This window comes from Labrenzia sp. THAF187b (assembly GCF_009363375.1).
GTDB classification, from domain to species: domain Bacteria; phylum Pseudomonadota; class Alphaproteobacteria; order Rhizobiales; family Stappiaceae; genus Roseibium; species Roseibium algicola.
The window spans coordinates 53478-78952 of sequence record NZ_CP045347.1; the positions used below are offsets into that span (position 1 = coordinate 53478).

27 protein-coding genes, 1 pseudogene and 1 riboswitch are annotated in these 25475 nt (G+C 54.6%); of the genes and pseudogenes, 18 read left to right on the plus strand and 10 right to left on the minus strand.

Annotation, left to right across the window (positions count from 1 at the left end):
• The first annotated feature begins 3 nt into the window (after positions 1 to 3).
• The 4 genes from trbF to trbI all read left to right on the plus strand — a co-directional run bounded on the left by trbF (position 4) and on the right by trbI (position 3355).
• Positions 4 to 666: a conjugal transfer protein TrbF gene (gene trbF, locus FIV03_RS31125; protein ID WP_008188241.1), complete on the plus strand. Its 663-nt coding sequence runs from the start codon at positions 4 to 6 to the stop codon at positions 664 to 666.
• Between the two features lie 65 nt (positions 667 to 731).
• Complete coding sequence (gene trbG / locus FIV03_RS31130) at positions 732 to 1529, plus strand: P-type conjugative transfer protein TrbG (protein WP_008188355.1); 798 nt, start codon at positions 732 to 734, stop codon at positions 1527 to 1529.
• Between the two features lie 2 nt (positions 1530 to 1531).
• Complete coding sequence (trbH, locus tag FIV03_RS31135; RefSeq protein WP_040450237.1) at positions 1532 to 1999, plus strand: conjugal transfer protein TrbH; 468 nt, start codon at positions 1532 to 1534, stop codon at positions 1997 to 1999.
• Between the two features lie 12 nt (positions 2000 to 2011).
• Positions 2012 to 3355 carry an IncP-type conjugal transfer protein TrbI gene (gene trbI, locus FIV03_RS31140; protein ID WP_008188296.1) on the plus strand — a complete coding sequence of 448 codons (1344 nt, stop codon included), beginning with the start codon at positions 2012 to 2014 and terminating at the stop codon, positions 3353 to 3355.
• Positions 3356 to 3607: 252 nt separating this feature from the next.
• On the opposite strand, the gene FIV03_RS31145 is transcribed toward trbI, so the two are convergent.
• The gene (locus FIV03_RS31145) at positions 3608 to 4024 is read right to left on the minus strand and encodes a helix-turn-helix domain-containing protein (protein WP_040450239.1); all 417 of its coding nucleotides are present in this window, start codon (positions 4022 to 4024) and stop codon (positions 3608 to 3610) included.
• 96 nt (positions 4025 to 4120) lie between these two features.
• On the opposite strand from FIV03_RS31145, the gene FIV03_RS31150 reads away from it, so the two are divergent.
• From FIV03_RS31150 to merA, 4 genes are all read left to right on the plus strand, one after another.
• Positions 4121 to 4486, plus strand: a complete 366-nt coding sequence (locus tag FIV03_RS31150; RefSeq protein ID WP_040450291.1) for a mercuric transporter MerT family protein — start codon at positions 4121 to 4123, stop codon at positions 4484 to 4486.
• Positions 4487 to 4499: 13 nt separating this feature from the next.
• Positions 4500 to 4811 (plus strand): hypothetical protein, encoded by a 312-nt coding sequence (locus FIV03_RS31155; RefSeq protein ID WP_040450241.1) that lies wholly within the window; start codon positions 4500 to 4502, stop codon positions 4809 to 4811.
• Positions 4812 to 5065: 254 nt separating this feature from the next.
• A complete protein-coding gene (gene merF, locus FIV03_RS31160) occupies positions 5066 to 5293 on the plus strand; it encodes a mercury resistance system transport protein MerF (protein ID WP_077294696.1) in 228 nt (75 codons plus the stop codon).
• Positions 5286 to 6710 (plus strand): mercury(II) reductase, encoded by a 1425-nt coding sequence (gene merA, locus FIV03_RS31165; protein ID WP_040450293.1) that lies wholly within the window; start codon positions 5286 to 5288, stop codon positions 6708 to 6710. Before merF ends, merA begins: the two co-directional genes overlap by 8 nt.
• A gap of 64 nt (positions 6711 to 6774) precedes the next feature.
• Here merA and FIV03_RS31170 read toward each other — a convergent pair whose 3' ends face one another.
• From FIV03_RS31170 to FIV03_RS31185, 4 genes and pseudogenes are all read right to left on the minus strand, one after another.
• Positions 6775 to 8496, minus strand: coding sequence for a SulP family inorganic anion transporter (locus FIV03_RS31170; RefSeq protein WP_008188224.1), 1722 nt, complete (start codon positions 8494 to 8496; stop codon positions 6775 to 6777).
• 76 nt (positions 8497 to 8572) lie between these two features.
• On the minus strand, positions 8573 to 8833 hold the full coding sequence (locus FIV03_RS31175; protein WP_008188226.1) for a helix-turn-helix domain-containing protein: 261 nt from the start codon (positions 8831 to 8833) through the stop codon (positions 8573 to 8575).
• Between the two features lie 314 nt (positions 8834 to 9147).
• Positions 9148 to 9478 (minus strand): annotated as a pseudogene (locus tag FIV03_RS31180) (YnfA family protein).
• Positions 9479 to 9527: 49 nt separating this feature from the next.
• Positions 9528 to 10106: a recombinase family protein gene (locus tag FIV03_RS31185; protein WP_008188365.1), complete on the minus strand. Its 579-nt coding sequence runs from the start codon at positions 10104 to 10106 to the stop codon at positions 9528 to 9530.
• Positions 10107 to 10477: 371 nt separating this feature from the next.
• Positions 10478 to 10705: riboswitch (cobalamin riboswitch) on the plus strand.
• 32 nt (positions 10706 to 10737) lie between these two features.
• Between FIV03_RS31185 and FIV03_RS31190 the strand changes: the two genes are divergently transcribed.
• From FIV03_RS31190 to FIV03_RS31200, 3 genes are all read left to right on the plus strand, one after another.
• Complete coding sequence (locus tag FIV03_RS31190; RefSeq protein ID WP_008188341.1) at positions 10738 to 10908, plus strand: CbtB domain-containing protein; 171 nt, start codon at positions 10738 to 10740, stop codon at positions 10906 to 10908.
• A 1-nt stretch (position 10909) separates the two neighbouring features.
• A complete protein-coding gene (locus tag FIV03_RS31195; RefSeq protein WP_008188305.1) occupies positions 10910 to 11608 on the plus strand; it encodes a CbtA family protein in 699 nt (232 codons plus the stop codon).
• Between the two features lie 77 nt (positions 11609 to 11685).
• Entirely contained in the window at positions 11686 to 12210 is a 525-nt protein-coding gene (locus tag FIV03_RS31200) for a hypothetical protein (RefSeq protein ID WP_008188223.1), read from the plus strand.
• A gap of 2 nt (positions 12211 to 12212) precedes the next feature.
• Here the strand turns inward: FIV03_RS31200 and FIV03_RS32090 are convergent, their stop codons facing one another.
• Positions 12213 to 12608 carry a DUF1636 family protein gene (locus FIV03_RS32090; RefSeq protein ID WP_322962303.1) on the minus strand — a complete coding sequence of 132 codons (396 nt, stop codon included), beginning with the start codon at positions 12606 to 12608 and terminating at the stop codon, positions 12213 to 12215.
• Positions 12609 to 13173: 565 nt separating this feature from the next.
• Here FIV03_RS32090 and FIV03_RS31210 point away from each other — a divergent pair.
• Entirely contained in the window at positions 13174 to 15177 is a 2004-nt protein-coding gene (locus FIV03_RS31210) for a M23 family metallopeptidase (RefSeq protein WP_008188367.1), read from the plus strand.
• A 286-nt stretch (positions 15178 to 15463) separates the two neighbouring features.
• On the opposite strand, the gene FIV03_RS31215 is transcribed toward FIV03_RS31210, so the two are convergent.
• Positions 15464 to 16318, minus strand: a complete 855-nt coding sequence (locus FIV03_RS31215; protein ID WP_286202353.1) for a phosphatase PAP2 family protein — start codon at positions 16316 to 16318, stop codon at positions 15464 to 15466.
• A gap of 369 nt (positions 16319 to 16687) precedes the next feature.
• Positions 16688 to 17143 (minus strand): manganese-binding transcriptional regulator MntR, encoded by a 456-nt coding sequence (gene mntR / locus FIV03_RS31220; protein ID WP_040450248.1) that lies wholly within the window; start codon positions 17141 to 17143, stop codon positions 16688 to 16690.
• A 119-nt stretch (positions 17144 to 17262) separates the two neighbouring features.
• Between mntR and FIV03_RS31225 the strand changes: the two genes are divergently transcribed.
• From FIV03_RS31225 to phnE, 4 genes are read left to right on the plus strand one after another with little or no spacing between them, the layout of a single operon-like run.
• Complete coding sequence (locus FIV03_RS31225) at positions 17263 to 19116, plus strand: cytochrome c peroxidase (RefSeq protein WP_008188231.1); 1854 nt, start codon at positions 17263 to 17265, stop codon at positions 19114 to 19116.
• Positions 19116 to 19973, plus strand: a complete 858-nt coding sequence (locus FIV03_RS31230) for a phosphate/phosphite/phosphonate ABC transporter substrate-binding protein (RefSeq protein ID WP_008188307.1) — start codon at positions 19116 to 19118, stop codon at positions 19971 to 19973. Before FIV03_RS31225 ends, FIV03_RS31230 begins: the two co-directional genes overlap by 1 nt.
• Positions 19970 to 20740: an ATP-binding cassette domain-containing protein gene (locus FIV03_RS31235; protein ID WP_008188375.1), complete on the plus strand. Its 771-nt coding sequence runs from the start codon at positions 19970 to 19972 to the stop codon at positions 20738 to 20740. Before FIV03_RS31230 ends, FIV03_RS31235 begins: the two co-directional genes overlap by 4 nt.
• On the plus strand, positions 20740 to 21483 hold the full coding sequence (gene phnE / locus FIV03_RS31240; RefSeq protein WP_040450250.1) for a phosphonate ABC transporter, permease protein PhnE: 744 nt from the start codon (positions 20740 to 20742) through the stop codon (positions 21481 to 21483). Before FIV03_RS31235 ends, phnE begins: the two co-directional genes overlap by 1 nt.
• Before the next feature lie 164 nt (positions 21484 to 21647).
• Here the strand turns inward: phnE and FIV03_RS31245 are convergent, their stop codons facing one another.
• Positions 21648 to 22265, minus strand: coding sequence for a transglutaminase-like cysteine peptidase (locus FIV03_RS31245; RefSeq protein WP_008188219.1), 618 nt, complete (start codon positions 22263 to 22265; stop codon positions 21648 to 21650).
• 541 nt (positions 22266 to 22806) lie between these two features.
• Here FIV03_RS31245 and FIV03_RS31250 point away from each other — a divergent pair.
• Together FIV03_RS31250 and FIV03_RS31255 are read left to right on the plus strand one after the other, a co-directional pair.
• Positions 22807 to 23391, plus strand: a complete 585-nt coding sequence (locus FIV03_RS31250; protein WP_040450252.1) for a DedA family protein — start codon at positions 22807 to 22809, stop codon at positions 23389 to 23391.
• 249 nt (positions 23392 to 23640) lie between these two features.
• Entirely contained in the window at positions 23641 to 24621 is a 981-nt protein-coding gene (locus tag FIV03_RS31255; RefSeq protein ID WP_040450304.1) for a murein L,D-transpeptidase family protein, read from the plus strand.
• Between the two features lie 39 nt (positions 24622 to 24660).
• Here FIV03_RS31255 and FIV03_RS31260 read toward each other — a convergent pair whose 3' ends face one another.
• Positions 24661 to 25443, minus strand: coding sequence for a heparan-alpha-glucosaminide N-acetyltransferase (locus FIV03_RS31260; RefSeq protein WP_286202352.1), 783 nt, complete (start codon positions 25441 to 25443; stop codon positions 24661 to 24663).
• Between the last annotated feature and the right edge of the window lie 32 nt (positions 25444 to 25475).

Consider the following 25475-nt stretch of genomic DNA (forward strand, 5'->3'; position numbering starts at 1 on the left):
TAGATGGCAAAACACACTCCAATTGGTAATCCCTATCTTGCCGCACGGATGGAATGGAACGAGCGATACGGCTCCTACATCCGTACCGCCCGCGCATGGCAGGGCATCGGTCTTATTTCCCTGGCGATGGCTACAATCGGATTCAGCTTTGCGCTCTACCAGAGCACCCAGGTAAAACTTGTCCCGTATATCGTCGAGGTGGACAAACTCGGCACACCCGCGATCGGCGGGTTCCCGGCTCAGATCGAATATGCCGACGAACGCGTCGTTCGCTCCATGCTCGGAGCCTGGATTGCGACTTTCCGCTCTGTCACGCCGGATACAGTCGTTGCCAAAGGCTACATCGATCGCGTCTATGCGATGCTCCGGCAGACGGACGTCGCCACCCAGAAGGTCAACAATTTCTACCGAACGAACTCCCCATTCGACCGGGCGCAGTCTCGCACCGTGTCCGTCGAGGTGACAAGCATCGTGCCACTCTCCAATCAATCCTATCAGATCGACTGGACCGAGATCGAACGGGACCGGAAGGGCAAGGAGCTTCAAACGAAGCGCTGGCGCGGGGTAGCAAATGTCACGATCTCGCCTCCACAGGACGAATCTATCATCCGGCTCAATCCGATCGGCCTTTATCTCAAGGACTTCGATTGGACCGCTCAACTATAAGCAATCCACGCGCTCAGAAAGTAAGAAGAATGTTTCGGAAAACCAGACGGCACGCGGGCTTATGCTTGTTCGCGGCCGCAGCTGCCATCACCGCCCTGCCTCTTCAAACCTTGGCAGCGGACTACACGGCTAAGGAACTGCGGGCCCTTGGTCTGTCGAGCGACTGGCGTAACGGCCGCGGCGTCATCACCAAAGGTCCGGACGGCAAGGTGATCTATCTCTATGGCCAGGTCCAGCCAACCGTTGTCTGCGCTCCCCTGCAGGTCTGCGATATCGAATTGCAGCCCGGGGAAGCTGTTCGCAATGTCATGGTCGGAGATACGGTTCGATGGAAGGTGGATCCTGCAACATCCGGAGGCCCAACCGGAAACTCGGTTCACCTGATCATCAAGCCGACAGAACCGGGGCTCGTCACATCGATGGTGGTGACGACGTCGAGGCGCACCTATCAGATCAAACTTCAAAGCGACATTCACCGTTACATGGCCCGGGTAGGCTTCGATTACCCGGAAGATATCCAGGCCAAGTTCGAGGCGGCTAATCGACAGCTCGAAGCCAACACCATTCCGGGTGCAGGCGTCCCCGCCGAAAACCTGGACTTCAAATTCCGTGTTCATGGTCAAGCCCGCTGGCGGCCGACACGTGTCTATTCGGACGGTCTCAAGACCTACATCCAGTTTCCGAGTGGAATGGCGTCCGGTGATGCCCCGGTTCTCTATGTCACCGCTGGTGGACAGAACCAGATCGTCAATTATCGACTGAAGGGCAGCCTCATGATCGTGGACTACATGATCGACCAAGCGGTGCTCGTTTCTGGTGTTGGCTACAGCCAGCAAAAAATTCGTATCAACAGAGGAGGGTGACCATGTCGCACACGCGCCGCTCAATTCTAAAGGCCATTGGCATTTCTGTTCTGGCAACGCCGATGGCTGGCTGTATGACGTCGGAAAGTGGTTGGTTCAACCCAACAACAAGCATTGATGCCGCCAACCTGTCACCTTCAGCTGCGAGCATCGTCGCCGGCGATATGGTTGCGAAACTCTCCGAGCATGTCGGGGCAGGAACAGGAACGATTTCCCTCAAGGCTGACAATTCAGAGTTCGCCCTGGCTCTGGAAAGCTCTCTGCGCGGATGGGGGTATGCAGTCGCCGAAGCGGATCAACAGCCATTAGGCGATACCATCATTCCCCTGGCCTACACGATCGATTCCGATGCAGGGCAAATCTTCGCTCGTCTCACCACGCCAACTGTCGAATTGGCACGGACCTATCAGGCAACGCCAACCGGAGCATCACCGACGAGCCCGGTTTCCGTTTTGACCAGAACTGTCTAGAGGCGTGCACTCATGAGCAATACGGAATCGAACGTGCATCTGGCGGGTGGCGATATCCGGCCCGATGACGAAGCCCCCAAGATCCGGCGCCTGAACAAACTTCCCATTTTCTTGTTCGTCGGGCTTGTCGTCGTGTTCGGCGTCGTGATCATCATCGGCCTTGCCAACCGTGGCATCAACTCAGGGGATAGTGTCGCCGGAGACGAAGGCGGCGCGCCGGCGAGTGGCTTTGCGGATCAGCTCAAAGCCGGCATCAGCAACGGCGTCATTGATCCTCCCAGCCAGCTTATTGCAGCGGTCCAACCAGAGCCGGTGAGAGCCGCGGTCCCGGAGAAGGTTCAAAAGCAGAGACCTTTCGGGAACCCGTTTCAACCGGAACCAGGCAAACCCGACGAGGTCTCGGCTCCGCAGCAATCCGAACCGGATTGGCGTGCTCAACTGGACCAGCGTTTTGAGGAACAACAACTGCAGGAGATGCATCGGCAACGGATGAAGCGGCTTCAATCAATCGATGCCGCCCATGACAGCCCCACCACCGTGAACCTCGGCGACCTGCAAGGCCAGGGGGAGGGGGCTCAAACCACCCAGGGCAATCAAACGGTCAACGGCACCTTTACACGAGGTCCAACATCACCAGATCTCCTGTCAGCTGCCCTGCAGGCGGCTCAAGGCGGGACTGCCAATGCCGATCCCAACGGACAATACGGCAAACAAGCCTTTTTCAACCAGGACATTACCGAAGCTGGATATCTCGCGAACCGAGTTGTCCCGCAGCAATCGCCTTATGAACTGAAGCGTGGATCCGTGATCCCGGCAACGCTCATCACCGGCATCAATTCAGACCTCCCTGGCCGGATCACTGGCCAGGTCAGGCAGAACGTCTATGACAGCGCCACCGGCCATCTGCTTCTGATCCCTCAGGGAACCAAGCTGTTCGGTCGGTACGATTCCGATGTGTCGTTCGGTCAGAACCGGGTTCTGGTCGTCTGGACAGATATTATTTTCCCAAACGGTGCCACCTTACAGATCAGCTCCATGGGGGGCGTCGATGGTGAAGGTTATGGCGGTTTCAAGGACAAGGTGAACAACCATTACCTTCGGACTTTTGGTTCCGCGGCACTCCTCGCGATTATCGGAACAGGGATCGACATGGCAGTTCCGGAAAGTTCCACGCTTGCCACCCAGGACACGGCATCCGACGCCGTCCGCCGTAACTTCGCGGAAGTGTTCGGCCGGGTCGTGGAGCGGAGCATCAACAAGAACCTCGATGTCCAGCCGACAGTGCAGATCCGGCCGGGATACAATTTCAATATTCTGGTCGATCAGGACATCATCTTTCCGGGATCGTATGGCTGACTATGCTGGAATACAGGAAGGCAATTGAATTAGGGGCCAGAATAAGATTTGCCAAAAATCCTGCGCTTAGTTGGAACGAACATCGAGCAATCGATTTGACCAGTCTGATTTTCACCACCTGCTACAGCGACAGTCTTTATTAAAGAAGAAATTCGCACAGGCTTATTTGAGCACCGCGTTTGTCAGGTGCAATCAGCCGGCACAGCCCCCGGGGCGAGCAACTTAGCGGCACAGCCAACCATCCAACAGTTACTACGCTTCAAAGAGCGTTTGGATAATCGGACAGTTCGGGACATCTCCCTTCGCGCACTCAGACGCCATATTAATAAGAGCCATTTCCAGCTTCTTCAGGTGCTGAATCTTTTCCCTCACAGAACTCAGGTGATCCATTGTCATGGCATGCACCTCACCGCAACTGATGCCTTTCTGGTCGACCATTTTCAGCATCTCGCGAATCTCGTCGATACTGAAACCGAGTTCCCGGCTCCGCTTGATAAACGACAAACGTTGAAGGTGGTCGTGGGTGTATTGCCGGTTGCCTCCGGCAGTCCGGCCAGGTTTGGGCAGCAACTCGATGCGTTCATAGTAACGGATCGTCTCGATATTGACGCCGGTTTCGCGGGACATTGCCCCAATCGGATAACCTCGCGCGTTCGTGATCCCTGACATGAGAGAAACCCCTTGCATCTGTAGTGACTACAGACAGTAAGCCTTCCCCTTAGTCAGATCAATGAGGGTGTCGGAATGACGACGGACATACATCCAGTGACCAAAAGAGAAACAGACCTTGGTGCGAAGGCCGCTACCGCAGGCGGCATACTTGGCGCACTTGCAATGACGTCCTGCTGTATTCTGCCTCTGGTTCTTTTCAGCCTCGGGGCCACAGGCGCCTGGATCGGTCAGCTTGGTGCGCTCACGCAGTACAAATGGATCTTTTTCGCGTTTGCCGGAGGCGCACTCGGTTACGGGTTCTTGAAGGTTTACAGGCCGACGCCGCAGGCCTGCGATGATGGGAGTTGCGAACGTCCCCTGCAAAAGCGGTTCATGAAAAGAGCACTTTGGAGCGCAACTTTCGTTGTCGCGCTCTCCTTGGCCTTCCCGTACCTCGCTCCGCCGCTGCTCGGCTACTGAGAAAGGATCCTCCATGAAAAAGACGTTTATGACACTTGCCGTTTTGTTCCTGGCGACCGGAGCAACACACGCAGAAGAACGAAAAGCGCGAATCGAGGTCACTGGCCTTTGGTGCCCGTCTTGTTCCTACATCGTCGGCGAGGCGCTGCAGAAATCCGAGAGCGTCGCGATATTGAATTTCCAAGAACACGAAGATGGCCGGTCCGGTGTCTACACAATCACGTTCGACGATGCTGTGACGGATTTGGGGGAGATCGTCGCACAACCTGCTGCATACGGGTACACGGCGGTATTGCTGGACGATGGAACGAACTCCGGAAGCTGACCTGTGAGTGACAAACTCCTGGGAATGATGCTGGCGACGGCGGTTGCCGCTCCCGTCATGATTGTCTGCTGCGGTGGCGGTCTGGCGTTCGTCGGTTCCGCGGCAACCGGATAGATTGCCCACTTGTCCGGTTCCGGTGTCGTGTTGTCGGTGCTGACTGCCGCAATCGCAGGTTTTCTCGATTATTTCCTGCGCCAAAGGTCGCGACTGTCGGCCGGGGAAGGCTACGGAGAAGACAATAGGAAAAATATGGAATGAACAACAAGCTCCTGGCGACAGGGGTAATAGGTACAGTGATCGCTGCGCTTTGCTGCTTCACACCGGTTCTCGTCGTATTGTTCGGTGCCGTTGGGCTGTCAGCCTTCGTTGGCCTTCTTGACTACGTCCTGTTGCCCGCTCTCCTCGCCTTTGTACTTCTCACACTCTATGCGCTTGTTCGCAATGCACGACGCCAACGCAACGAAGGAAACCGGAATGTCTGACTGTTGTTCGAAGAGGAACGGATCCTACCACCTGGCTGTGGTCGGCGCGGGCTCAGCCGGGTTCTCGGCCGCGATCACGGCGGCCGAGGAAGGTGCACGGGTTGCCCTGATCGGTCACGGCGTCATAGGAGGAACTTGCGTCAATGTCGGTTGCGTGCCGTCGAAGGCGATGATCCGGGCTATGGAGATCATGCACGCGCCAAAAGCCGCTCGAAGATTTGACGGGATAGAGGCGACGGCGCAGATCACGGATTGGGCCGCCGTAATCCGCCAGAAACAGGCGCTGGTCGATGACCTGCGAGCTGCAAAATATATCGACGTCCTGCCCCAACACAACAACATCGCCTATCTGGAAGGTGAGGCTCGTTTCATTGCCGGCGGGCAGCTGACCTTGGAAGGAGAGGTCATCAAAGCTGAGAAGATCCTCCTTGCCACGGGATCCCGGCCGCAGGTGCCTGACATTCCCGGAATGGCCCAGGTACGCCCTCACGACAGCACATCAATTCTTGATGTTCAGAAGCGCCCGGAATCTTTGATTGTCATGGGAGGCGGATACATCGGTGTCGAATTGGCGCAAGTTTTTGCCCGTGCGGGTACGCGCGTCACCATTGTGAGCCGCCGAGGATTGCTGCCGGAGGCGGAACCGGAAATCGGTGATGCGCTGACGCGGGCGTTTGAAGACGAAGGCATTGTCGTCCAAACCATCAAGAGCTACACAGAAGTTCTGATGCGTGACGGCCGCATTGCACTGAGGGTCGAAACCGAAGATGGAACCGGAATCCTGGAAGCGGAGGACCTTCTGCTTGCGACAGGTCGTACGCCCAACACGCAAAATCTTGCGTTGGACCTGGCCGGAATCGCCACCGACCAGCGTGGCGCGATCCTTGTCGATGACCGGATGCGTACCAGCCAGAAAAACATCTACGCCGCCGGCGATGTAACCGGACGTGATCAGTTTGTCTATATGGCAGCCTACGGTGCCAAACTGGCCGCGAAAAACGCGATGAACGGCGATAGCCTTGCCTATGACAACTCTATCATGCCGGCAATCGTCTTCTCCGATCCCCAAGTTGCCAGCGTCGGCCTCACCGAGGCCGCCGCGAAGGCTGCCGGCCACACTGTTCGCACTTCAGTCTTGTCGCTCGAACACGTACCCCGGGCACTCGCTGCCCGGGACACGCGCGGGCTCATCAAACTTGTCGCGGACGGAAACACCAAGCGGTTGCTCGGGGCACATATACTTGCTCCGGAAGGTGCCGACAGTATCCAGACCGCGGCGATGGCGCTCAAGGCGGGAATGACTTACGAAGAGCTCGGCGCGATGATCTTCCCATACCTGACAACGGTTGAAGGGTTGAAGCTTGCTGCGCAGACTTTCGAAAAGGATGTTGCGGCTCTCAGTTGCTGTGCAGGGTGATAGGGGGCAGTTTTGAGCTTCCAGCAGGTAGAAGCTGTATCCCCTTCCAATGCCGTAACCGATATTACGCGACACCCCGCCGTTCTTCCGGGCGTTCCGCGATGGACTTGAGAGCGTCATCGATGCTGGCGGAATAGTGTACCAGAGGGCGTTTCAGGCCGTGGGTGACGAAAACTCGCAGGATGTCGCGGCTCGCGCCTGTGAGCCAGAACGCAACGCCGCGATTGTGTGCCTTGTGAGCAAGACCCTCGATCATATTGGCTCCGGTTGAATCAAGGAATGGTACCGACGAGAAGTCGACAATCAGTGCCTTGTGGCTGTCCTGGATACGATCAAGAACCGAGCCGATAGAAGCGGTTGCGCCGAAGAAAAGCGCGCCTGTGATGCGGTAGACCACGACCTCCGGATTGGCCAAAACCTCTTCATCATAGTTTCCACGTGGATGGGCGTCATCCGCCTCGTCGCGGCTCACGAAGGGCGTATGAGTGGCGACAGCAGTGGTCTTGCTCATCCTCTGAATGAACAGGACCGAACCCAGCGCGAAGCCAACGACGATAGCTTCGGTCAAGTCACGGAAAATAGTCAGGAAGAAGGTCGAGGCGAGCACCGTCGCTTCTCCCCAGCCCGATCGAACAAGGATAGCAATCGCGGGCTTCTCAATCATATTCCAGGCGACGACGGCGAGTACGCCCGCAAGGGCTGCGAGAGGAATGTAGGCGGCAAGCGGCGCGGCGATCAACATGAAGAGCAGCAAGAACACCGCGTGCAGCATGCCCGAAATCGGCCCATGCGCGCCCGAGCGAACGTTGGTCGCGGTGCGGGCAATGGTGCCGGTTACGCAAAAACCGCCAAAGAGGGAAGAGCCTATATTGGCAGCCCCTTGCGCCACAAGCTCGCAGTTCGACCGGTGCCGCCGCCCGGTCATGCCATCGGCGACGACCGCGGACAAGAGCGACTCGATCGCGCCCAGAAGCGTGAATGAGATTGCTGCGGGCAAAACCGCCATGATCTTGTCGATCGACAACTCCGGCAGACTGGGGGCTGGCAGAATTGAGGGGATGCCGCCGAACTTGGTTCCGATGGTCTGCACTGGCAGGTCCAGGAGTGCCGTCGCCAGGGCAGCGACGCTGACCGCGATCAGCATGCCCGGCCAATGCGGCCGCCACCTGCGAAACCCGAGGATGATCGCGACTGTCGCCGCCGAGACGAGGAACGCAGATGGTGTAACGCTGTCGCGCGCTTCCCACAGGGCAACGAGCTTTTCCAGTAATTCACCCGGCTCATGGTCAAGCGACAGGCCGAAGAGTTCCTTGATCTGGCTGGCGAAGATGATGATCGCGATTCCGGCGGTGAAGCCCACTGTCACCGGAAAGGGAATGAACTTGATGAATGTGCCGAGACGCAGAAAGCCTGCTGCGGTCAGCATCAGGCCCGAAAGGAAAGTCGCTAGGATCAGTCCGTCCATCCCGTGCTGCGAAACAGTGGCCGCGACAAGGACGATAAATGCGCCTGCGGGCCCGCCGATCTGGAACCGTGATCCACCAAGGAGAGAGACGAGGAAGCCGCCGACAATGGCGGTGTAGAGCCCTTGCGCCGGGGTCGCGCCAGAGGCTATGGCGATGGCCATGGAAAGTGGCAGAGCCACGATGGCAACAGTCAACCCGGCGATGGCGTCAGAGCGCAATTGTGGCAGCGCGTAACCCTCGCGCAGCACAGTCACGAGTTTTGGTGTGTAGAGTTCGGCAAAACTTGGCGTATCGCCGGTCGGTCTGGTCTGTTCTTTCATTTGGAGCCGCACCTTGGATGGGTTGCGGCGGGATCGTCGGCATGTCGTCGGCGGTCGCCGTCGCGAGTTCTGGGGGTTAGGGTTTCGGGAGTGGAGATTTCAAGCGAACACCGCGCCCGCCTGCCGTGCTTGGAGCGCCTTCGCCGATCAGTTCGACACCGGCGAGTTCCAGCGCCTCGATGACCTTTGTCAAGCTGTCGACCACACCGCGCACATTGCCGGCGCTAGCCTCCATACGTTGGATCGTCGGAACAGAAAGATCGGCAAGTTCGGCCAGGGTTTTCTGGTCGATGCCGAGAAGCGCGCGCGCTGCACGCATTTGCTGGCTAGTGATCATGGGGTAAGTCTCGAATATGACATAAACGATCTAAAGCATCATTATTGATATTTCAAGCATCAAAATTCAGACTCTATACCAAGCTTTTGGACGCCTTGGATTGCTGATCAGCTCATCCGCCCCGCTCCAAGTGCCTGTGTCCTACGCGGCTATGTTCGACGTCGCCGCCAGTCTCACGCACACGTCGTCCATCATCTCCGTCAGCACAGGAGATGCTTTTTGGTGTACGCATAACAAAACCAGCATCGGCATTGTTACAGGCGGCGCTGTTTTATGGATTGAAACCGCGGGGCAATCCCAATAGAGCGACAAGATTAGGCCCGAGAATGAGGCGCGGCAACTATGATCGCAGCCCCGACGAGACAGATAGTTGCCCCTAAGAGGTCCCAGCGGTCGGGGTGGACGCCCTCGACCAGCCAGAGCCATATGAGAGAACTCGCAATGTAGATACCCCCATAGGCCGCATATGCACGACCTGCGGCCGCGCTATCTACCAAAGCGAGCAAATATGCAAATAGACTCAGCACGGCGAGACCCGGAACGATCCACCAGATTGATTTGTCGAGCCGCAGCCAAGCCCAAAATGCAAAACATCCTGCTATTTCAAAAAACGGCTGCGCCGACATATGCCGCAAAAGTTTGCATTCTTGATAGCCCTCGTTTCGAAGAATGGAAATCCGATCCTGCTTCTTGCTCAACGGAATTCGTCACGCACCCGCATGATTGTTTGACGGCTGGTACCAAATGCACGGGCTATGGCGGAAATGCTTTTGCCGGAACTCAGCGCAACCCGCACCTCTTGCTTTTGGCTGTCTGTCAGGCTTGGCCGCCGACCCAGAACTTTCCCTTCGGACTTGGCACGTCTTAGGCCTGACTGCGTTCGCTCGATGAGCAAATCCCGCTCGAACTGGGCAACGGCATTGAGCACGTTCATGGACATCGTGCCGGCGGAACTCGCCAGGTCGACACCGCCAAGTGCAAGACAGTATACCCGTACTCCTTCGTCGGCCAATGCCTTTACTGTTGAACTGACGTCTATCGCATCCCGGCCGAGGCGATCGAGTTTCGTCACGATGAGAATGTCGCCCGGCTCTAAACGGTCCACCAGCCGAGCGAATTCCGGACGCTGCGTTATCGGCACACTGCCGGAAATAGTCTCGGTCACAATCCGGCGGTCGTCGACCTGGAACCCCGCCGCCCGGATTTCTTCTAACTGGTTTTGCGTCGTCTGTCCGGTCGTTGACACGCGGGTATAGGCAAAGGTGCGTGACATAGCGTCATTCCTGTCCGAAAAGGCTGTTCAAATTAGTTAGCTGTCCAGAATGATGTCAAGGTAATTTGTGGACAGGGTGTTTTGCCCCTGTACGCAATCGGACGTTTTCGGACACAGACATGGGTCATCGGCAGTCATAGTATGGAGTGAAAGATGGCCCGGCGGTTGCTTTTCAAGGACCAGGGACGGCAGGAATTTTTCGATATCCCGACAGAGAAAACAGTCTGATCCATCATTATTCCCCGTCGCCTGTCGACCGGCTTGAAATCGAGCTTCGGCACCGACAGTGTGCAAGTTCCCAGGCATTGAATGTCATCGCGAACGCATCAATTACGTGTCGGATTTGTGCTTTCGCGATCAAAAAAAATGCGCCATAATAAAACCTGTTTGGTTTTCCATTCGGCACAAAGTGCTGGGAAACGAACAGGGAATTCGGATATGGCGGACCCATGCAGGGCGTCAGGAGCCGAAGCCGCCCCCGCGACTGTATGCGGAGAGTGCTGACCGGACATGCCACTTGCAACGAATGTTGTGGGGAAGGCCCGGCAAAGCGCCACGACCCGCGAGCCAGGAGACCTGCCAGACATTCACTGAAAACCCTTCTGTCGGGTGTGACAGCAAAGAGGATAAAATGACGACACAATCTGCAAAAACCACCGTTTCCGCGACGAAAATCGTATCGCTTGCTTTTGCTGCGGTACTGGGTGTCGCGATTATTTCGATCACGGGTCACGTGCAGGCGAGCGCTTTGCACGACGCAGCACACGATGTGCGCCACGCGACCGGATTCCCGTGTCACTAAAATGCTGACTCGCCTCTTGGTCAGCGGCTTGTTCGCTGGTGCTGCGGCGGGGCTTATCGCGGCCCTGCTACAGCTTATTTTTGTTCAGCCAGTCCTTCTCCATGCGGAGCTTTATGAATCGGGGGAATTGGTCCATTTCGGAACCGAGGCAGTCAGCGCTCAACAAGAGCTGGGCGGGATCGATCCTTTGCGCGATGGCCTGAGCGTCATCTTCACGATGCTCACCTATACCGGTTATGCCTTCATTCTGCTCGCCGGCATGGCAATTGCCGAAATGCGCGGTGCGGTTATAACGGGTCGCAACGGCCTGCTTTGGGGTGTTGCAGGGTTCGTCGCGTTCCACTTCGCGCCCGGATTCAGCCTAGCTCCCGAAGTGCCCGGCGTCGCGGCGGCGGATGTTTTTGCCCGGCAGATCTGGTGGTGGGCGACCGTCCTTACCGCAGGCGCCGGATTGTGGCTGATCGCATTCGGCCGCAATTGGATGGCTTGGGGCGCAGCAGCAATGCTGCTGCTGGCACCACACGTGATCGGCGCGCCAGAGCCGGACACCTTCACCGGCCCAGTTCCGACCGAGATCGGGGCAATGTTTGCCAGCCGTGCCTTTGGCGTCGGAATGGCAGCCTGGCTTCTGCTTGGTTGTTTTGCAGGTTTTTTCTGGCAGCGCGAGGGGGCGAGGGTCGGCGCAACGCAGGCGGCCTGATCCGGAATCTAAATCATAACCGACCGGGCGAAACATCTCGTTTTGCCCGGTTTCTTTTTAAGGAAACCTGAAACCCCATGGAACGCTCTCTCGCACTCTTCGCCATCGGGCTGGTCTTTGGCGGAGGCATCGGCTTTGTTGTTGCCGCAAGCAATGGTGTCGCTCTTGACGGTCATGACCACTCATCAGCCAGCGATCACCAGATGCAGACCGCATCAGTGGAGCTCAAAACTAATCATTCCGGCCAAACCGCTGGCCACAACCACAACAGGACTACCTCTGTACCTGGCGGTCCCGATGCACCGTCCTTGAAAATCAGTGTCTCGAAGGATCCGGTTAGCGGCTACAATCTTCATATCATGACGGAAAATTTCAGCTTTGCTCCGGAGCGGGCAGGCTCGGATCATGTGTTGGGCGAGGGCCATGCCCACGTATATGTAAATGGCGTGAAGGTCGCGCGGCACTACAGTGCATGGCTCCACCTGCCGACTCTTCCAAAAGGTGATGCGACGGTTGAGGTTACGCTCAATTCCAACGATCACCGCATGCTCGCTGTCGAGACGGAACCGCTTAAGGCTACGGTGACTGTGAACGTGGAATAGGCTTATAGCGCCGGAATGCGCGCTCTGAGGCAGAAACGGAGACGTCCACATGGTCGGGCGTCTTCGATCCAGCCTTTGTCCGTTGCCAGAAAATTTCGGGCCGTCGAGATGATGTCAGCAATGTCGTCTGGAAAGATGAGGCCTGAAAAAAGGTATGCCGCTCTACCAACCCCCTGAAACGCCACCGCAATCGGTTGTTCACAGGCCCCCATGCATTCAATCTGTGTAACCTCAATCGCCATTCCTGATTCGTTCAACGATCGACGCAATGCATCAAGATCTGGCGAAGGGTCGCATTTGCATGTACTGCAAACGATAATACGGTTCATTCGGTCACCTTTGACAGGAGCGGTGGCACAGCATAGCGAAAACGTACAAAGCAATACATTATTCGTCATGCGAGTTAGATCGTACTGTGTTTAACAATTTCATTCCGACAATTGCGAAATCGCTTGAACCTAAAGTGGCTAGAGGGTGTAAACAACTCACCAGTTTGGAAACCCGACTCAGGAACTTCTTATGGCCCAATCGCAATCTCGTGAATTCCTGGCAACAGGTAACGGCTATAGGTTTGCCCATTCTGCTGGACCGCGACGGGCCTGCGCGCGCTTACTGGCTAGTGTTCTGTGCCCCGACCAATGTAGCTAAAGAGGCCGGCAACGACCCAAAAGCTACGCGAACTCAGATCCCAGAATGCATTATAGCAGCGAGTATTAATCAGGACCGCGCCGATGCCGAAGTTTTAGACGTAACCCAGACACCCACGTTTTTCGTTAACGGCCGTCACCTTAGTTCGTTTGGCGAGGCAGAACTGCGAGCTTTGGTGAACGAAGAGGTAGCCTCTTCGCGGATGTAACCAACAACAAACGGGATATGTTCGAATGGTGATGGCAATCAAATGACACCGCGCTGCACGAACGAATTCGATCCACAAATTGGTTGCTTAACTTCCGAAAGATAGCAATGCACTTTGACGCTACCCAAAACCCCCAGTCCTCAAAAATCGAGCTCGGTCAAGAACCGCCGCTGCTTGGTTACGAAGGGGTGTATGGCATGTCGGACCGACGAGGGGTTTCACTGCGCTGGTTCGCTGGTTCAGCACTCACTGGCGTCACATCCCTGTTCTTGATGGGCGGCGCGCTATTCGCTGCCTTTGATGGCCAATACGAAGTTGAAAGGGCGAAATCCTCGAGTGCTTTATTGAATGAGTTGTCGATCTCGAACAACGGTTACAGCAAAGAAGACAGGTTTCTGCGATCGGCGACTGAATATTCCAGCAAGCAATTAATAGATGTGAATATTGTCTCCCGTGAGGGCGACAGAGACAACATTCGCGCTCAACCACATATTTTCATCAGCGCTACGCTTGCTACCAAGAAAGACCCGTCGCTTGCATCTCAAATTCCGGCCTTCAGTACGCTGAACATATTTTCTAGGAGTGCGGAGAAAGAAGCGACAGGGGCAACCGAGGGAGTTGCAACTTCTCTTCTTGCCGACTCGCTGTACGGTGTGAAATTGGCCAATGATGTCAGTATAAGCCTTACACCATTTCCATCATCGAACACGGATTTCGATTTGGACAAGACGTTGTCAGAATCGGAAATTGAATTGAAAGTTCGCAAATTTATCCGGACCCGTTCGGTGGATGCAACTAACATGGATTATGAAGCAGTGATTGATCCTGGGCGTTTCGACTTCAATTTGGCGCTTCAGCCAGATTTGGAGCGCTATGCGGTTCGGATAACGCCGGAAAACGTTTCTTTCGTGTCAAAACGCGATGACGATATTCGGTTAGCCGGAATGGATGAAAGCATTGTGCCAGTGGCTCAGGGGCAAAACCTTACGGGGACCCTCCTAAATCAGCAGGTTCCAGAAGTAGAAGCTGCATCGATCACACTTGCGTTTCAGCGATTGTATGGAATCTCCAAACTTGAAGACGGACAACGACTCCGAATAGCGTACGCGCCCTCACAGGACGATCCGGAGCGAAAGCTGCCCGTGCGTATCAGTCTGTATAGCGATACGAAACACGAAGCGACCGTTGCCCAATCAGACGGCGGCGATTACATCAAAGCCCGGCCGCCTAGCACCTTTCCAGCAGCAGCCTTTGCTGACGCGGATCGTGTCTCCCACAGCGGGCCAACGCCAGCGCTATACGATAGTCTTTATCAAACTGCACTTGAGCAAGACATACCAAAAAACGTTGTAAATGAACTTGTTCGCATGTTGTCCTTTAGCATCGATTTCAAGGCCTCCATTAGGCCTGGTGCTACCATAGAGCTGCTATACTCCAGAGATGACCGTAACTTCGGATCTAAGATCCACTTTGCTGCGCTGAGCAATGGCAAGACAACGCTGGAATTTTACCGTTTCCGGACGCCTGACGATGGAGCTACTGACTTTTATGATGCGTTCGGCCAAAGCGCAAAAAAGTTCCTGCTCAGGAAACCGATTGATGGTGGCAAGTTCCGATCCGGCTTCGGCATGCGTCGGCATCCCGTCTACAAATATTCAAGAATGCATAAGGGAGTGGACTGGTCTGCTCCGCGCGGGACACCGATCATGGCTGCTGGAGATGGTACCGTGATAAAGGCAGGTTGGAGTTCCGGCTATGGGAAGCGAACTGAACTTCGACACACCAATGGGTACACGACCACCTACAATCATCAGACCGGATTTGCCAAAGGCATAAAGGAAGGTGTTCGCGTCAAACAGGGACAAATCATAGGTTATGTTGGCTCGACTGGACTTTCAACAGGACCTCACCTTCACTTCGAGATGCTAGCTAATGGCCAACCTTTGGATCCAATGCGAGCCAGACTTCCAGAAGGACGCGTGCTCGATAGAGAAATGCGCGAAAGATTTGAGTCCGAACGCAGTGCAATCGACAACTTATTACGTGACGCCCGTAGGCCTCGAATTTTGCAACATGACTACAATGAGGAAGCGTTCAATCAAGCAATCTGATGTTGAACTACAAAGAGGTCTATCTTAGAGGTTTTTCGATCCTTTTAATTGCACTAAGGCCACCGCAAGTGTGCGTTACCATTAGGATCCGTGCCGCCGGTAACGCCAACAGTACTGCAACACGTTTACTGAGTGCTTGTTAGCTAGACTCAAAATACATTTCTGACGCGTCGTGTGCCGCAGTGCATGATATCGGAAGTCTTTGGCTGCAAATCTCCTCCGGCACGAAATCAGCGCCCATAAGATCAAACTCTGGGAAACGAAAGGTAATTCAATAAAATTTTGCTTACCGTCGCCTTAGTCTTTGAAAACTCAGTTGCATAAATCTTCCAAGAGCGGTCATCCATTCGTCCAACGAACGATCACTCACAATTGGCCGCGTTCTTTGAAAGAGCAGATGAAAGACTGCGAAACTGAGCAGCAGCGTTACGCCCCAGGAAATTAATGTGTCAGAAAGGAAGTGACCGCCGAATGCGATTCGGTTTAATGACAGGATGAAGCAAAGCGGCAACACGAATAGCAGCGTCGCTTTGCGCCACGTAGCGGGAACTAGAAAGGCGACTGAAGTCAACCAAATGGCGGAAGACGCTTCTCCAGAGACGAAAGAACAGTTTCGGTCACAATAGTCAGTGACTTTCCAGACAGTTTGATAGGGTAGGTCTCCGCCGAACTCAGCCACATGTTGCGGTCTCGGGCGACCCCAATTGTCCTTCAAGATCAAATTTACGAGCACGCCGGGGCCAAGAACCAGAGTCGACAGCAGAAACAAGGGTTGGCGGAGTGGCATGAGCGGTGGACGATCGGGGATAAGCAACTTCAGAACGAACACAGCAACACAAGTAGTCGCAACCACCTGAACTAGAAATATGCCGAGATACCTTACGTCTCTGAGAAACGCCATGTTCTTCGCCCAGAAACCGAAAACTTCTGAATAAAACAATCCGCTCGACCAAATATCGGCACCGGGAAAGATAAAGAAAAACAGCGACACGGCACAGACATACAACCCGATCGAAATCATCGGATGTGAAACACAGGAGTCGGTCAGCTTCTTTAGAATCGGCTTTGGGCTGTTTTCAATAGGTACTTTGTTCTTCATCGCCGGTATTTTGATCGAACTTCGAGGATTGATCCTATGCATCTAGAAGGTGTCCGAGGTGTTTCACAGGTGTCAAAATGCCGCCCGCTCCAACAAACCGGAGATGTGTTCAAGCGGACTTTCTGGGTTAACCGTCAACCTGTTGTTGGATGTCTCAATCCGGTTCATTCGAACGTCGATTGCTCGCGCTGGCCTTCTGCGTTGGAGCTGATCTTGCGTCGTCAGCTGTACAACTTGCGATTAGAGTTTCTGGCCGATCAAGGGTAAGTCGCTGCACGACCCACCGCGGGGTTCCAATTAGTTTTGTGGCTTCGCGTTGAGTGCACAGGTTGGTCCCATTCTACTCAATATGCTCTTTGCTGGGTTTAGAAGATTGATTTGACGAAATGTTACCACCAACTCGAGCCGTGCTCAGTCGGTGCCGGGCGCGTTTCTTTTCACGAAATCTTGAAACACTTTCAGCGTCTCTTCGCTGACATGATGCTCGATACCCTCCGCGTCTTGCTCGGCCACTTCTGCGGAAATTCCTAGTGTAACCAGGAAATCGACGACAATCCTGTGCCTCTTGCGGCAGGCTTCCGCCAGTTGGCGGCCCGCCTCAGTCAAACGTATATCGCGGTAGCGCTCCTTAAGGATAAGACCTTCTCGCTTCAGCCTAGCAAGATTTTTCGATACCGTCGGCTGCGCAACGCCAAGCCGTTCGGCAATTTCTACCGGACGCGCAGACCCGTTCAGGTGGATCAGTTCCGCGATGAGTTCCACATAGTCCTCGACCATTTCACTCTGGTGCGCGGTGCGCACAGCCTCGAACCCGCTGGCCTGTTCATCGACACTTCTATCGGACACCTTGGGTGAAGGACCGGTCATGAACGGAACACATCCTCTTTGTTTTCATGGTGATTGTGTATGCCGTGAAATTAGTCACTTGACAATGCGTTAGATCATCCTAAGAAATTTAGCCTAGTCTAAATATAATAGGCGCAGCTATGAAAACTCTCCTTGCCAGCGCAGCGATCTGCCTTGTTCCGCTAACCGCGCAAGCCACCGCAATCAAAGAAGCCCCCTGGGCTCCACGTGCAGCCGCTTATCGGCACACCTTGTTTCTGGGAAACCTTTCCCCAGTCCCCTGGGAGAAAATTGAAGCCAGCTGGAACCGCGCCGTTCCAGGCAGCTCACTGCCGTATGCCGCGGTTTCCAGAGCAAGTGACGAGGAAGCCGCTGCTCTTAACAGTGCTCTTCAAGTGCAGGACAGGCAGGCGCTGTTTGAAGCGGCAACGGTCATCGTTGCTCAGGGGATACTGCGTCACCTGGAAAATGCGGATGCCAGGCTCGGAACTCCAGAAGCAGCCACTGAGTTGGCCAAGGCCGAAACGCTTTACCGCGCCTTTGAAGATGCTATTCGCGCCGCCGATGAGCCTGCCGCTCGCCAGCTTGGCAGGGCATGGCTCATCCTAAACTCGTCCCTGGGCAGTGGCGGCGTTCTGGGCCAAGGCGGACAGGAAAGCAACAAGGCAGAATTCGCAAACGCCCGCAAAGATGTTTCCGATTACATTCGTACCAACTACTTGCCGGCAGAATTTGCAACTCGTGACAAGCTGGCTCCTGTTCCGGAAACGGTTTTCCTTTCTGGACCGGAAGTGAAACTGCCCGCAACATTGCCTCCGGGATCAAACATCGCCGATCAAAGCGAGCTGCCGCGCCTTATTCTTCAATTCGAGGAAGCCGGTGAAGACGAAGCCAACCTGCCGCTTGTCGCTTATGGCGACATGCTGTTTGACAGTCCTGAGATCTTCGGCGGTCCGGCGCAGGAACTTGGGATTGCCTGTTCCACCTGCCATAACAGATCTGACATCAACAGGGAGTTCTTCATTCCGGGCCTCAGCTATCGCCCCGGGGGGATGGATGTCGACGGTGCTTTCTTCAATCCGATGTTCAATGACCGGAAGGACGATCACCTCGATACGCCGTCGATGCGCGGTATACGGTTCACCGCGCCTTATGGCCGTGACGGACGCGAACCCAGTCTGCGCCGCTTCATCCGCAACGTGATCGTTACCGAATTTGCCGGCAAGGAGCCGACCCCGTTCCAGCTTGATGCGCTAGTCGCCTATGTCCGTGAGTTCGACTGGCTGCCGAACCCGAAAATCGACCGGGCAGGCCGGCTGACCGACAAGGCCTCCGACGCGGCAAAGCAGGGTGAAGCCATCTTCAATACTGATTTTCCAGGACTGAACGGCAAGTCCTGCGCGTCCTGCCACACGCCGGATCAGAACTTCACGGATGGACTGACACACGATATCGGGAGCTCAGAGCGGCCTTTCCCCGGAGGCACGGCCACAGCCTTCGAAACGCCAACGCTGCGCAACATTAACTTCACCGCCCCCTATATGCATGACGGTTCGCTGCCGACGCTGGCCAGCGTTGTGGATTGGTTCAACGACACCAGGAATCTTGGGTTGGACGAAGAGCAACGAGCAGACCTGACGGCGTATCTGGAAGCCATCGGCGATGGCGAAGAGCCCTATCAGCGCTTTGAAGGCCGTGACAGTGTCTTCCGCCTGTCCTGGGAAGAGCTGACCACCTTCGCGTCGACCCTGGACACACTTCTGCCCGCCCGTGATGCCCAGAATATCGCGTTGCTCATCGACACGGTTGCGCCGGATCTTGCAGCCGACGCCAGCGTGATGACCAATCAGGCGGCAAAACCCGAAATCTATGAACTCAGCGCTATCCTGAGGGCCGTGGGCGATGCCAGCGCTGAAGGAGACTGGGGCGAGGCGGAACAGCAATGGCAAAAGTTCAATACCATGCAGGCCGCAATTGACGAGAGGATGTTTTGATGCTGAACCGCCGCACGTTCCTGGCCGCTGCCTCCGCCAGCTTCGTCCTGCCGGCTCTCGCTGCCGAGGAGGGCCTGACCTTGGCCTTCATTCCGCAGGAGAACCCGGAAAAGCTTCTGGGAGATATCAAAGTCATCACCGGCTGGCTGTCGGAGCACATGGGTGTCCCCGTCATCGGTTTCGTCACTTTTGACCATGCAGCCGCAGTCGAAGCGCTTCGAAACGGCGATGCCGACATTTCCTTCATGGGCGCCCTACCATTTGTTCTCGCGGAAGATCAGCTCGGAGCCGTACCGCTTTTGTCGGAAGTCTATCGGGGTCAGCCCAGCTACTCCGGACGGGTCTTCGTCCGCAAGGACAGCGGCATTGAAACCCTTGCCGATCTCAAGGGGCGTGACATTGCCTTCGCAGACCCTGTATCGGAATCCGGTTATATTTATCCACTGGATCTGTTTGTCCGCGAAGGCCTGATCTCCGGAACTGATGACGCCGACAGCTTTTTCGGCCGGAAATTCTTCGCAGGCGGATACCAGCAGGCGATGCAGGCCATGGCTAACGGACTGGTCGATGCCGCCGGAGCGAGCCAATATGCGGATCTCTTTTTAACGCCGGACCAGCAGGCAGAAGTCAGGGTTCTGGCGGAATCGGAACAGATCCCGAGTCATGCGGTCATTGCACGCCCCGGTCTCGATGCCGGATTGCAGACAAGGTTCGTTAACGTGATGCTTAGCCTGAACGATCCGGAAAACCGCTATCTGCTGGCCTATCTCTACGGCCCGGACGGCTATGTTACCGCTGACCCGGAGGTCTATGAAGGCGTTCGCGAAACCGCTCGGCGTTATGGTTTCCTGAAATGAGCGTTGCCGCTGCCCTTTGCGATGTCACGCATCAGTTCGACGAACATCCTGCCTTGTCGAATGTCTCCCTGACTCTGAAGGCAGGAGAAAGCGTTGCGTTTCTGGGGCCGTCAGGGGCGGGAAAGTCAACTCTGCTGGCACTTCTTGACGGGCGGTTGCGGAACTGGCGCGGTACGGCAGAAGTTCTGGAGACAACTTACTCCGCGACAGCGCGTCCGCCCAGAGACGCAAGATCGGACGTCGGGTTCATTTTCCAGGAATTCGCGCTGGTTGACCGGTTGAGCGTTTACCAGAACGTGATGAACGGAAGGCTTGGCCGGATGCGGACCTGGCAATCGCTCTGGAGTCGCTTCGGTGAACGCGATCACCTTGTCGTCTCCGGTGTTCTAGAGGATACCGGATTGACCGATCTGGCCGCGCGCCGCGCGGACAAACTCTCCGGCGGACAACGGCAACGCACCGCCATCGCACGGTGCCTGGCCCAGGAACCGAAACTGATCCTGGCAGACGAACCGGTCAGCAATCTCGATCCGGCCAATGCCGAGAAAATTCTCGGCCTGATTACCGCCGCCGCCCGCAAACGCGGCATCACCGTCGTTTTCAGCTCGCATCAGCCGGAGTTGTCACAGCGTTTCGCCGATCGCATCATCGGCCTGCGCGACGGCAAACTGCTCTTCGACCGGCCCTCGGGGCAGGTAAGCGCTTCCGATATTTCGGAGCTTTATCATGGCGCGTCTCCGAGCGCCGAACTGCGAGTGGTGAGCTAATGTCACGCGCCGTGACCTGGCTTGTGCTGGCCGCTGCCATCTTGTGGTCACTGGGAAGCGCCGATATGGGATTGGAAAAGCTCCCCGGCGCAATGGCGCGCCTGGGCGAATTTTTCGGCCGGATGCTGCCGCCAGACATGTCCATTTGGCCGGAAGTTCTGCAAGGTCTGGCGGAGACCCTGCGCATTGCCATCCTTGGAACCTTCTTCGCCGTCCTGTTTTCCGTCGTTCTTGGCATTTTGGCAGCGGAAACACTGGTTCCGCCGGCAATCTGGCGGCCCGTCCGATCGCTGCTTGCGATCGTGCGGGCAATTCCGCTGATCCTGGTTGCCATGCTGATGGTCGGTGCAGTCGGCCTTGGACCGTTGCCCGGTATCCTGGCAGTGACATTTCACGCGACGGGTATGCTGGCGAAATTCTACGCCGAGGCGATCGATACCGTCTCGCCTGAGCCCGTGAAGGCACTGGAAAGCGCGGGCGCCAACAGATTGCAGCAATTGCGCTGGGGGATCTGGCCGCAAATGGCGCCGGTGGTCCTGCGCGATACCGTCTTCCGGTTCGAACTGAATTTGCGCGAGAGCCTGATTCTCGGCATCGTCGGCGCGGGCGGCATCGGCCTTTATGTTCAGACCTACGTCCGCTCGTTTCAGTACGACAAGGCCGCGACAGTGACGCTGGCGATCATTGTTCTCGTGCTGCTATCAGAAGCCGTGAACACCGCTTTGCAGAAACGCTTCTCCTGATTAGATGTGCAGCTTTTCGAACTTATCATGATGTCCAAAGAAGCTGCGGCCTTAAGAACGCAATTAATTCCGAAGCCTAATCAGCGGGCTCATTCCTCACTGTTCTGCGCATCAACTAAGACCGCAGTCCCAAAGGAAGGCTCCTGGACGTCTAGAGTAAACCGTTACTTCCTTGGTACGCTGGCAACAGTGGTCACGCGGGCGTCGTCAATCCCGGTCCAAAGCGCGGCGGAATACGGAGATTGACGTTTAATGTATCGGTACGGCGTCGAATACCAAGGCAGAACTGTTTCAGCTTGGTTGTCCAATATCATGTCTCCGTAGTCTGTGCGGACTGTCAGCACAGCATGACCACCATTCTGGAGGTCCTTTGCGACGGTGATTAGCAGAGTGCTGCGCGGCCATCCCGCATTTAGAAGCTCTCGTTGCTTTTCAAGGACATATTCCTCACAATCTCCATATCCGCCGTCTGGGTAGGTCCAATACTCTGGTTTGCCATAGAGATCGTCATCGGTCATTGGCCGAACACGACGATTTACATCCGTGTTAATCGCGAGCAATTCCTGCCATCTTTCTTCCGTCAATTTTACGACGACCGGCTCATAGCGTTCATTTGAACAAGCACCAATGTTGTCTTGGCAAAACTGTACGTATCCGATGGGTGCTTTTACGTCTTGGTTCATGTCCATAAAGCGCCCGGTATCGGCTGACGCAGACGCGGAAGAAGTTACCAACAATGCCAGAAAAGTTGTTGGCAGAAGTATATTTTGTAGTCTTTTCATCCCAAAGCCCTCCCTTAAGGCTGGCCTCACGATGTCATCTTGAATTTTATTTGAATAAAAGCTTCGCGGTAAGTATTAAATCAAATAAAAAGAAATATATACAAATATTTGAATTGCTTTTTACTATAAATCTAATTAGACTTGTCTAAAATTTTATCTTTTTCCTGCAACCGACTGATATGCTTACATTTCTTCCGTTGATGGTCCTTGAATTAAATAAAGGAGGATTTGGCGTGCCCCCTGACAATCGAGAGTTTAAAAAGAAATCCAGAAGGCAATTCAGGTGAATATTTCGGAAAGTTTTTTGGAGGCAGAGCAACCCATTGATTGGATCGCCGCGACCAACCGAGGTTCCACAGCATACGTCCAACAACTACAGGCGGCCTGATCCCGCTCGTGACAATTCAACCTTTTTGAGAATGGCCTTACGGCCGAAAAAGACGGCCCTCGCAGAAAGCCTCTCACTGCTACCTTGGAAAAACAATCCAACACAGTTCCAACGTCGTAGGTACAGTACCGATATGTTGGCTGGGTATTGTCGATGGACGCGCTTGAAGAATGGATCAGATTAAATTCGTACTTGGTATACGGGATACTTTTTTTCTATTGTGCGATGAAAAGTGGGGCTCTGCCGCTGTTTGCTGCTATCTTTGCCAGCACTGGTGATCTTTCGATATTTGCAGTATCTGCGGCATCCTTTCTTGGCGGATACTTAGGAGATGAAGCACGGTTTTATCTTGCGCGGCGATATGGTGACTATTTGACAAGCCGGCTGCCAAGATTAGGTGTGATTGTCAAACGAGCTGAAGGCTTGCTTGCGAGGCACGGAGCCAAATACATTTTTTTGTACCGATATCCAAAAGGTATGCGAACGATCGGCGCATTTCCGGTCGGGTTAAGCAATATGTCCTGGTTGCGTTTCACTGTTTTCAACGCAGGATCTGCTGCCTTGTGGACCATGTTGCTAGTTGCGTTTGGATATGTGTTTGGTGTTGCGATAGTAGAGACTGTAGAACGTAACTGGGGCTGGCTTAGCGTTGTCGCGCTAGGGGTATTCGCAAGTTTGGTGTGGCTTGTCTATCGCAATAATTTGACGAGTGCGCAAAAGGGATTACGAACCCCCTAGTGTCAAAAACAAATAATAACCACTTTTCCCGATAATTAAATGTGCAGCTACTGTGCTTGTATATGTAACAGCTCTGTTCTTTCTGAGTTGCGAGAGAGCCAAAAGCTCTCGACGAATTCGTACAGCGCGGAAATCGAATAATGAACACAGCTCTCCCGAGATGTGAGTCTCCTAACGAAGTGTCAGGTAGTTATGCATTTGGAGATGTTTAAACAGGCACAAATCGCCCGTAGGGTGCTGAGTGTGAGCATGACAATTTTCACGCTTCTGCTCGCGGGATGTGTAGGTTCGTCACTCGAAATGGAATCACGCGGAGAAATTGCAATTCCATACAAGGTCACGGCGTTGATGCGCAACAAAGGGGTCAAGGGATCGGATCCCGTTTTTATCCGAATTTTTAAACAGGAAAGTGAGCTTGAGGTTTGGAAAAAAAGACGCGCCGGCGATTATGTCCTCCTAAAAACATACGAGATGTGTCGTTGGTCCGGCGATCTGGGTCCCAAACGAGCAGAAGGTGATCGCCAGGCACCTGAAGGCATATATGAAGTCACGCTCGGGAGGCTAAACCCCAACTCCAAGTATTTCCTTTCATTTGATTTGGGGTATCCGAACAAACTCGAGCGCGCGAAGGGTTACTCTGGAACTGCGCTCATGGTCCACGGAGCCTGCTCGTCTTCCGGGTGCTTCGCAATCACAGACGAGCAAATCACCGAAGTGTATGCTCTAGTTCGGGACGCATTGCGCGCCGGGCAACCTTCCGTGCAGGTGCAATCACTCCCTTTTCGCATGACACCTGAAAATCTTGCGAGGCACTACGACAATCCAAACCTCAGTTTCTGGCTGGACCTCAAAGAAGCTTCCACCACGTTCGAAGTCCTGCGGCGTCCGCCAGAATTCCGATTTTGCGAAGGAAGATATCGTTTTGGAGCAGCGAAGGACCCAGGAGCTGACTACGGCCCACTTGGACAGTGCCCGCAGTTGGAACAACCACCGCAAAGAGTTTCAGAAAAGATTGCTGCTGACCTAAGCTCAGTTGAACAACTTCGGGAAGGGGGCGGCAATATCGTAAGTTCTTACGCCGACGGTGGAATGCACTCTAGGTTTCGAAATGTTCTTTTGGAAAGGGGAGCTGAATTCCTCGCGAGGAAAACATCGAGTAGCGCCGTACCGGTTAGCAGACCAAAAGCAGCGCTGTCCGACCCATACAAACCTTTGTTGTCTCAGCAATGAATTTTTTTGGTGTTGTGAAATTTAATTGGAGCCTCTGCCTTAGCGAAGCATTCGCGCGACGGGCAGAATGATAACGAGGAGCAATGGCTGGTGAACCAAGTATATCAATAAACTGTTGCGCCCCATCCAGGATAGGATCCTGGTCAGTTTGGTATTGTGCAGATCGGGAAATGAGCGTGAATCGCCGCTCTTTTTGTAAAAAATCTTGGCTAGAAAAACGCCGATCAAGGTCAATCCGGCCCATGGCAGAATTGGAACGAAATCGTTGCTGGGTGGGGGGGAACTAGACACGCCAATCCATGCGAGCCACCGGGTGTTGAACAGTTCCAATTTTAAGAACTGCGGCAGGATGAGTAAGCCAGCTCCCGAGATTAGTGAGACCAGGGCGGGCAAATTTAGAAACAGAACACCCAAAAGAGAAGAAACCGCAATCGCGTGCAAGATGCCGAAAAAAATGTAGGTCTGCGGAAATGCGATCCACGTGACGAATGAAATCGAAATCGCAGCTGCACCGATCATCGCCACACGTGTTACAAATCTATTTAGTTTGAGTCCTTTACCGTGCGCAAGGACAAGGCTCACGCCAACCAGAAACATGAAAGTTCCGGCGAGCAGGCGGCCGAATGCAAGCCAAACAGGATGGAACGCGATTCCGTCGATTAAACCTGAAAACTCGAGATCCCAAACAAAGTGAAAAAGCACAACGCCAAAAATAGCAACACCGCGAACGGTATCGATCAGCAAAATTCGCTGATTTGATAGACTTTCGTGATCATTGCCTGAACTAATCATCTCGCGGGCAGTTAAACCTCTTTCGGCCACAGAAAACGTGATTGGTACATCATTGTTCTAAC